Origin of the sequence: Roseateles sp. (genome assembly GCF_036404855.1) — a bacterium.
GTDB lineage: Bacteria > Pseudomonadota > Gammaproteobacteria > Burkholderiales > Burkholderiaceae_C > Pelomonas.
In genome coordinates this window covers 1-8,059 of record NZ_DASWYS010000325.1, presented here as the reverse complement: position 1 = coordinate 8,059, position 8,059 = coordinate 1, and the positions used below count along the sequence as shown (strand labels likewise).

Annotated in this window: 7 protein-coding genes; 4 read left to right on the top strand and 3 right to left on the bottom strand. The window is 68.4% G+C overall.

The genetic code is table 11. The annotated features are described in order from the left end of the window. Nucleotides 1–57 precede the first annotated feature (57 nt). Together hemP and VGF12_RS21945 are read left to right on the top strand one after the other, a co-directional pair. Nucleotides 58–222, top strand: a complete 165-nt coding sequence (gene hemP / locus VGF12_RS21950; protein WP_331178178.1) for a hemin uptake protein HemP — start codon at nucleotides 58–60, stop codon at nucleotides 220–222. 71 nt (nucleotides 223–293) lie between these two features. Further along, nucleotides 294–1,496, top strand: a complete 1,203-nt coding sequence (locus tag VGF12_RS21945) for a DUF2325 domain-containing protein (protein ID WP_331178177.1) — start codon at nucleotides 294–296, stop codon at nucleotides 1,494–1,496. A 274-nt stretch (nucleotides 1,497–1,770) separates the two neighbouring features. On the opposite strand, the gene VGF12_RS21940 is transcribed toward VGF12_RS21945, so the two are convergent. Genes VGF12_RS21940 through VGF12_RS21930 form a run of 3 tightly spaced genes read right to left on the bottom strand, consistent with a single transcriptional unit; the run spans nucleotide 1,771 to nucleotide 4,828 of the window. Further along, nucleotides 1,771–2,655, bottom strand: a complete 885-nt coding sequence (locus tag VGF12_RS21940) for an EamA family transporter (protein ID WP_331178176.1) — start codon at nucleotides 2,653–2,655, stop codon at nucleotides 1,771–1,773. After that, entirely contained in the window at nucleotides 2,655–3,476 is an 822-nt protein-coding gene (gene ppsR / locus VGF12_RS21935) for a posphoenolpyruvate synthetase regulatory kinase/phosphorylase PpsR (protein ID WP_331178175.1), read from the bottom strand. Before ppsR ends, VGF12_RS21940 begins: the two co-directional genes overlap by 1 nt. A 53-nt stretch (nucleotides 3,477–3,529) precedes the next feature. Next, nucleotides 3,530–4,828, bottom strand: a complete 1,299-nt coding sequence (locus tag VGF12_RS21930; protein ID WP_331178174.1) for an HD-GYP domain-containing protein — start codon at nucleotides 4,826–4,828, stop codon at nucleotides 3,530–3,532. A gap of 222 nt (nucleotides 4,829–5,050) precedes the next feature. Between VGF12_RS21930 and ppsA the strand changes: the two genes are divergently transcribed. Together ppsA and VGF12_RS21920 are read left to right on the top strand one after the other, a co-directional pair. Further along, nucleotides 5,051–7,459 (top strand): phosphoenolpyruvate synthase, encoded by a 2,409-nt coding sequence (ppsA, locus tag VGF12_RS21925; protein ID WP_331178173.1) that lies wholly within the window; start codon nucleotides 5,051–5,053, stop codon nucleotides 7,457–7,459. A 72-nt stretch (nucleotides 7,460–7,531) separates the two neighbouring features. After that, nucleotides 7,532–8,059, top strand: a 528-nt coding sequence (locus VGF12_RS21920) for a sodium:solute symporter family transporter (protein WP_414710182.1), incomplete at its 3' end; no start/stop codon positions are given.

The following is an 8,059-nucleotide window of genomic DNA, read 5'->3' as shown; positions in this document are numbered from 1 at the left end:
CTATTTCATGGGGACCCGTGATTTGCAATCGAGAATGATTCTTATTACAGTCCGTCCATGCCGCCCGCTGCCCTACCGCCCAAGCCCCCCGAGCCTGACCAGACCCGCCGCATCGACAGCGCGACGTTGCTCGGCCCGCGTGGCGAGGTGTTCATCCTTCATCAGGACCAGGTCTATCGCCTGCGTGTCACGGCTCAGGGCAAGCTCATCCTGACCAAGTAGGGGCTCGCAGCCCCGTTTCCCCCACGCGCCAGCCAGCCGTCGCCCGCCCGCGCCTCCTTCGGAGACCTCCAATGGCCGACACCTGTTGCGCCGCGCGCGCCAACGCACCTTCCACCCCCGGTTCGCGCCGCCGCCGCCTGTGGGAGCTGGGCAGCCATGCGCACTGCCCCGTTGTCGGCGTCTGCGTACCGCTTGAGCGCGTGCGCGTGCTGGCGAGGAAGCTGCTCGCGTTGCAGGGCGACGAGGACGACTACACGCTGCACTGCAGCCTCGTCACGGCCGCCGCGCGGCGCAACGCCGTGGCCGAGGCCTTGCAGAAGGATCTGGAGCAGCGCTTCACACTGGACGTGCGCAGCGCTGCCCAGGCCAAGTGCCGTGACGACCTGATGGCGTGGTGGCGCGCTCGCGCGGTGCAGGGCGAGGCCATCGCCGGGGCGCTGTGGGCGACGCTGACGCATGCGCGTTGTGACGAATGGTTGGAGATGCGTGTGCTGGGCCAAGTGCACATGCTGCAGCACCAGCTTGGCGCCGCACAGCGCGTGGATCTTGCGCGCCACCGTGAGCTGATCGCCGAACATCAGGCGCTGGCCCGCGACTACGCCGAGGTGCAACGGCGCGTGACCGCCTGGAGTGCGGAGCGCGCCCGCGAGCAACAGGCCTGGGAGCAGGAGCGCGTGCAGCAGCGTGCGCAACATATCAGCCTGCAGACCCAACTGGCCCAGGCGCTGGAGCAATTGCAGCAGTTGCAGGCGGCCCGCCCGGACCTGCCCGAACGCGAGGCCTTGCGGGAGCGCCTGGCCGAGCAGGTGGAGCGCAGCCAGGTGTTGCAGCGCGAGGTCAACCGGCTCATGGTGCGCACGCCCTTGGTGGTGGCGGCGCCCCGTGCTGAGCTGGCTGCGCCCGCCGGGGAGGAGGTCGAGACCGCCGAGCCTGTCGAGGCCGCGACCCTGGTGAACCGCGTGGTGCTCTGCGTCGGAGGACGAGGCGGCAGCGTGCCCCATTACCGCCAGGCTGTGGAGGGCTGCGGTGCGCAGTTCCTGCACCACGATGGCGGCAGCGAGCACCGGCCGGCGCAGCTGGAACCCCAGCTCGCCGCGGCCGATCTCGTCATCTGCCAGACCGGCTGCATCAGCCACGACGCCTACTGGCGCGTGAAGGACCATTGCAAGCGCCACCACAAGCGCTGCGTCTTCGTGGACACGCCCGGACGCGGCGCTTTCGAGCGCGCGCTGGTGCAGGCAGCGGCGAGGGAAGGTGCCGAGACGACGGCCTGAACAGCCGCCGATTGCGCGAATGCGGCACGACGGCGCCTCCTGACGCCCTGGTGGGGCGGGCCGAGCGGCAGCCAGTTCCAGATCCACGCGGGTGAGGTTCCGTGGCGGCCTGCGGGCGCGGTTCCTGCAGCAGCACGGCCAGCATCTGCTTAGCGACAGCGACCGGGGTTGGAGCGCGGCTGCCGCACACCATCTCCTCGCGAGTCCCCTGAGACGGGGCCCGCCATGGCCCGAATCGGGCGGCGCCCCGGGGCGGGTATTTGGCGGGCGCTGCCTAGAGCGCCAGCGCCGCGACGCCGGCAGCGATCAGGACCGCACCGGCCAAGCGCCAGCCGCGCTCGCCTTCGCCCAGCAGCTGCCCGCCCAGCAGCGCAGCGAACAGCATGGACACCTCCCGCGCCGGCGCCACGCGTGACAGCGGGGCCTCGCGGACGGCCAGCAGCACGAGGATGTAGGCCAGCGGCCCCAGGGCCGCAACGGCCAGCACGCCGCGCCAGGAGCGGCGCAGCTCAGGCCAGAAGCTGTGTGGCTGGCGCAGCAGCGTGGGCAGTTGCAGCGGGACGCGCAGCACATTGCCGAAATAGTCCAGCAGAAGCGGCGAGACGGCCAGCAGCTTGACGGCATAGCCGTCCAGCACCGTGTAGCCGGCAATCAGCGCGCCGGTGGCCGCACCCCAATAGACGCCGTGGCGCCGCCGCCGCGCGGCTGCGGCATCCTGGCCGCCGCCACGACCGATGAGGCGCGGCCCCATCGTGATGAGCAGGATGCCGCCGACGACGCCCGCCAGGCCCAGTGCGCCGTAGATGCCCAGGTGCTCGTCCAGCAGGGCGACGGCCGCCAGCGCCGACAGCAGCGGCCCGCTGCCGCGAGCGACCGGGTAGACCACGGTCAGGTCGCTGGCCCGGTAGCCGGCGATCAGGCAATTGAAATAGGCCAGGTGCACCACGGCGCTGGCCACGACGAAGCCCCAGATCAGCAGCGACCAGCGCGGCAGCTCGTCCAGCCCCACCCACAGCACGGCGGGCAGCCACAGCACCACCACGCCGAGGGCGCAGCTGAAGACGAAGTGCGTGCCGCCGCCCCACTTCTTGGCGGCGAGATTCCAGGCGGCGTGGAGGAGGGCGGCGGCGAGGACGAGTGCGAGCGCGTGGGCCGGCATCAGTACATGAGGCGGTCCGGCCGGATATCGCGCAGGATTGTGGTCGCGATCTCCTCGATGGACTTGTGCGTGGACGACAGCCAGGCGATGCCCTCGCGCTTCATCATGGCCTCGGCCTCGTTGACTTCGTAACGGCAGTTCAGCGTGTCGGCGTACTTGCTACCCGGACGGCGCTCGTTGCGGATGGAGGCCAGGCGCTCGGGGTCGATGGTGAGGCCGAAGCACTTGCGCTTGTGCGGCAACAGCGGCGCGGGCAGCTTGCGGCGCTCGAAGTCCTCGGGGATGAGCGGGTAGTTGGCGGCCTTGATGCCGTGCTGCATCGCCAGGTACAGCGAAGTGGGCGTCTTGCCGCAGCGGGACACGCCGACCAGGATGACCTCGGCCGTGTCGAGGTTCTTGGACGACTGGCCATCGTCATGCGCAAGCGAAAAGTTGATGGCCTCGATGCGGTCGTGGTATTCCTGGCTCTCGGCAACGTCGGAGAAGCGGCCGACGCGGTGGTTGCTCTTGATGCCGAACTCGTCTTCCAGCGGTTCGATGAAGGTGCCGAACATGTCCATCACGCGGCCCTGGCAGTGCTCACGCACCACCTTGAGCACGTCGCGGTCCACGAGGGTGGCGAAGACGATGGGCCGCTGGCCTTCGCGTTCGCCGACCTCGTTGATCTCGGCAACGACGGCGTGGGCCTTGTCGGCGGAGTCGATGAACGGCCGGCGCACGTGGCGGGCCTTGATGGAGAACTGCGCGAGGATGGAGTTGCCGAAGGTCTCGGCGGTGATACCGGTGCCGTCGGAGACGAAGTAGACGGTTCTGGCGTTCATGGCAGCGGCTCCGATCGGTTCTGAGGGCGCGGCCATGATAGCCAGCGGAAGGCTCAGGCCACGGCCTTGAGTCTCCCCAGCAGCTCGCTCATGACGGCGCTGTCCTCGTCCGGCAGCAGGCCGGCACGCAACAGGCATTCGCGCTCCAGCTCGCGCAGCCTCCATTCCAGCTCGCCGACGACCGTCATCAGCTCGACCTGCAGCTCGGCGTCGCGCTGTTCAGCCAGGCTGGCGACGAGGGCGTCGAGGTCGTGGGTGTCCAGGCCGGTGCTGGAGAAGGCGGTCTGGATGCGCAGTTGGCGCTGCAGAGCAGCCTCGAGGACGGCGCGCAGGCTGGGGCGGGCCGTGGCAATGCGCTCGTCGATCCAGGGGCGGGCGTCGCGGAAGCGTCCCAGCGTGGCAACGATGGCGATGACGCGCGGGATCGCCGACTCCAGCGGCACCGGATCGACAGCCGCCGTGGCCACCGGCTCGCCGCCCTGGGCAGCCAGCGTGATGGCTTCTGTGAGTTCGCGGCTGAAATCGCCGGGGATGAGCTTGGTGGCCACGCTGGCGCGCGTCAGCGGCGTCCCGCTGTTCTCGATCAGGGCCATCAGCCATTCGGCGGCCGCCAGGATCTGGCCGTTCAGGGGCAGGGCCGCGCCCTGCACGCCCCGCGGGTAGCCGAAGCCATCGAGCCGCTCGTGGTGGTGGAGCACGGCGCTGGCGACCTCCCGACCGGCGCCGGGCATGTTGCGCAGCACCCGCTCGCCGGTCACAGGGTGGGAGGCGACGTGCCGCCATTCCTGCGGGCCCAATGGGGTGCCGGGGCGGATGTACTTGGGGTCGATGTAGAGCTCGCCGACGTCGTGCAGCAGCCCGGCCAGCGCCAGCATGCGGTGGCGGTCGGATTCGCCGGGCAGCAGGCGGCGCGACAGGGCCAGTGCCAGGAGCGCGACGCCCACCGTGTGCTTGAGGCGGTCGCCCTGGTATTGCGCGTAGACCGTCAGCAGCGACTGGACCGGATTGCTGAGCTTGAGCGTGGCCAGCGTCGTTGGCGCGGCGGGATAGAGGTCATGGGCGCAGATGGCCTTGAGCAGTGGATGCTGCTCCAAGAGAGCATCGCCGATGGGCCCGAAACTCCGAGGAATGACGCCCTCGGCGACCTGGATGCAATCTTCCAGCGGCTTCTGCAGCTTGTGCATCAGCAGCCGCTCGCGCACGCTGTCGTTGATCTGCGCACCCCTGGCCAGCAGTTTGATGCCGCTCTGGCTGACGATGTCTTCGATCGCCTCCACCGGTCGCGCCTCGGCCGTGTGAATCACATGTTCCAGGTAATGGCGGTTGACTTCGGGGGCGGGTTCGGTGGTCACGCGGTCAATTGTGCACAGTGCACGGTTACACGCCGGTACGCAGCGCCTAGAATCCGGCCCAATTCCTCGCGAATCAGCCCTCATGCGCGCTCCCGCCCTCCAAGAAGAATTTAGAAATGGATGGAGCTGCGCTTGCCTTGAGCCCCTTTGCTCGGCAGCCTTCCCCATGGGCGGCCTGGACGACGCGACGACACCGGTTTTTCAACCTCCCGGAGTTTCCCAATGTCCACCCTGTTCGAGGCGACCGCCCTGGTCGTACCGTTTGAGAACCTGAGGATGACCGATGTCGAGGCAGTTGGCGGCAAGAACGCCAGCCTCGGCGAAATGATCTCGCAGCTCGCCGCCAGCGGCGTGCGCGTCCCCGGAGGGTTCGCCACCACGGCGCACGCCTTCCGGCAGTTCCTCAAGCACGAGGGCCTGGACGCGCGCATCGCGGCGCGCCTTGCCTCGCTCAACACCGACGACGTCCGCGCGCTGGCCGAGGCCGGCGCGGAGATCCGTGGCTGGATCGAGAGCCAACCCTTCCCGGCTGACCTGGAGGCCGGCGTGCGCCAGGCTTTCGCGCAGCTGACGGCCGACCACCCGGGCGCCTCGTTCGCCGTGCGTTCGTCCGCCACGGCCGAGGACCTGCCGGATGCGTCCTTCGCGGGCCAGCAGGAGACCTTCCTGAACGTGCATGGCATCGATGAGGTGCTGCACAAGATGCGTGAGGTGTTCGCTTCGCTCTACAACGACCGCGCGATCAGCTACCGCGTGCACAAGGGCTTCGCCCACGGCGACGTGGCGCTGTCGGCCGGCGTGCAGCGCATGGTGCGTTCCGACCTGGGGTCGGCCGGCGTCATGTTCACCATCGACACCGAGAGCGGCTTCCCTGACGCCGTCTTCATCACGTCCAGCTACGGCCTGGGCGAGACGGTGGTGCAGGGGGCCGTGAACCCCGACGAGTTCTACGTGCACAAGCCGGCGCTCAAGGCCGGCAAGCTGGCCATCATCCGCCGCAACCTGGGCTCCAAGCTGATCCGCATGGAATTCGCGTCGCCCGAGGAGAAGGCCGCCACCGGCAAGCTCGTGAAGACGGTGGACACGCTGCCCGAGCACCGCAACCGCTACTCGCTGAACGACGCCGAGGTCACCGAGCTGGCGCAGTACGCGCTGATCATCGAGCAGCACTACGGCCGCGCGATGGACATCGAATGGGGGCGCGACGGTGAGGACGGCAAGATCTACATCCTGCAGGCCCGCCCGGAAACGGTGAAGAGCCAGCAGGCCGGCCAGGTCGAGCACCACTACAAGCTCAAGGCCCACAGCGCCGTGCTGGCCGAGGGCCGCGCCATCGGCCAGAAGATCGGCACAGGCCCCGTGCGCCTGGTCGACAGCGTCGCCGAGATGGAACGCGTGCAGCCGGGCGACGTGCTGGTCACCGACATGACCGACCCGAACTGGGAGCCGGTCATGAAGCGCGCCAGCGCCATCGTGACCAATCGCGGCGGGCGCACCTGCCACGCGGCCATCATCGCCCGCGAGCTGGGCATCCCGGCCGTGGTGGGCTGCGGCGATGCGACCGACAAGCTCAAGGACGGCCAGCTCGTCACGGTGGCCTGCTCGGAAGGCGATACCGGCTATATCTATGACGGCCTGCTGGAGACTGAGATCAGCGAGGTGCACCGCGGAGAACTGCCGTACTGCCCCATCAAGATCATGATGAACGTCGGCAATCCGCAGTTGGCCTTCAACTTCGCGCAGATGCCGTCCGGCGGCGTGGGTCTGGCCCGGCTTGAATTCATCATCAACAACAACATCGGCGTCCACCCCAAGGCCATCCTGGACTATCCCAACATCGACGCCGAGCTGAAAAAGGCCGTCGAGTCGGTGGCGCGCGGGCACGCCTCGCCGCGCGCCTTCTACGTGGACAAGCTGGCTGAGGGCATCGCGACCATCGCCGCCGCGTTCTACCCGCGGCCTGTCATCGTTCGCCTGTCGGACTTCAAGAGCAACGAGTACCGCAAGCTCATCGGCGGCACCCGCTACGAGCCGGACGAAGAGAACCCCATGCTGGGCTTCCGTGGCGCTTCGCGCTACATCAGCGGCGAGTTCCAGGATGCGTTCGCGATGGAGTGCGAGGCGCTGAAGCGGGTGCGCAAGGACATGGGCCTGACCAACGTCGAGGTCATGGTGCCTTTCGTGCGCACCGTGAGGCAGGCCGAGAAGGTCGTCGCCATGCTGGCCGAAAAGGGCTTGAAGCGCGCCGCGGCGGGCGGCACCGACGGGCTGCGCCTGATCATGATGTGCGAAGTGCCCAGCAACGCCATCCTGGCCGAGCAGTTCCTGGAGCATTTCGACGGCATGTCCATCGGTTCCAACGACCTGACGCAGCTCACGTTGGGCCTGGACCGCGACTCGGGCCTGGAGCAACTCGCCGGCGACTTCGATGAGCGTGACCCGGCCGTCAAGGCGATGATCTCGCGGGCCATCCGCGCCTGCCGCGCCACCGGCAAGTACATCGGCATCTGCGGCCAGGGGCCCAGCGACCATCCGGATTTCGCCGATTGGCTGGCCGAGGAGGGCATCGTGTCCATCTCGCTGAATCCTGACACCGTGATTGACACCTGGCAGCGCCTGGCCGCCAAGTAAAAGGGCGTCATTCCTGATTGGCCCGGGTTCTCCGCAAGGGAATCCGGGCCTTTTGTTGCCATGATCGCGGCCGTGTCTGCCCGTCATCTCCATCGCCGCTACGCCCTGTTCTCGCTGAGCTTCATCGCCCTTGTGATTGCACTGGGGCTGGGCGAGGAGCGCGGGCTGCCCAAAGTCTGGATCGGCTACTCCTTCCTCGGCGCGACGGTGCTCGTCTATGCCGTCATCGGCATCCTCTGCCGCACGACGGACCCGGCCGAGTACTTCGTCGCTGGCCGCCGGGTACCGCCTCTCTACAACGGCATGGCCGCCGGTGCCGACTGGATGAGCGCGGCCAGCTTCATCGGCCTGGCCGGCACGCTGTACGCGAGCGGCTATGCCGGCCTGGCCTATGTATTGGGCTGGACGGGCGGCTTCTGTCTCGTGGCCCTGTGCATCGCGCCCTATCTGCGCCGCTTCGGCCAGTTCACGCTCGCCGACTTCTTCGCCGAGCGCTTCGAGAGCCGCACGCTGCGCCTGGTTGGTGCGTCGGCGGCCATCCTCGTTTCGTTCGTGTATCTGGTCGCACAGCTCTATGGGGTGGGCCTCATCACGACGCGA

Coding starts and splice junctions, on each gene's coding strand:
- hemP (WP_331178178.1), top strand. CDS start 58: ATGCCGCCCGCTGCCCTACCGCCCAAGCCCCCCGAGCCTGACCAGACC.
- VGF12_RS21945 (WP_331178177.1), top strand. CDS start 294: ATGGCCGACACCTGTTGCGCCGCGCGCGCCAACGCACCTTCCACCCCC.
- VGF12_RS21940 (WP_331178176.1), bottom strand. CDS start 2,655: ATGCCGGCCCACGCGCTCGCACTCGTCCTCGCCGCCGCCCTCCTCCAC.
- ppsR (WP_331178175.1), bottom strand. CDS start 3,476: ATGAACGCCAGAACCGTCTACTTCGTCTCCGACGGCACCGGTATCACC.
- ppsA (WP_331178173.1), top strand. CDS start 5,051: ATGTCCACCCTGTTCGAGGCGACCGCCCTGGTCGTACCGTTTGAGAAC.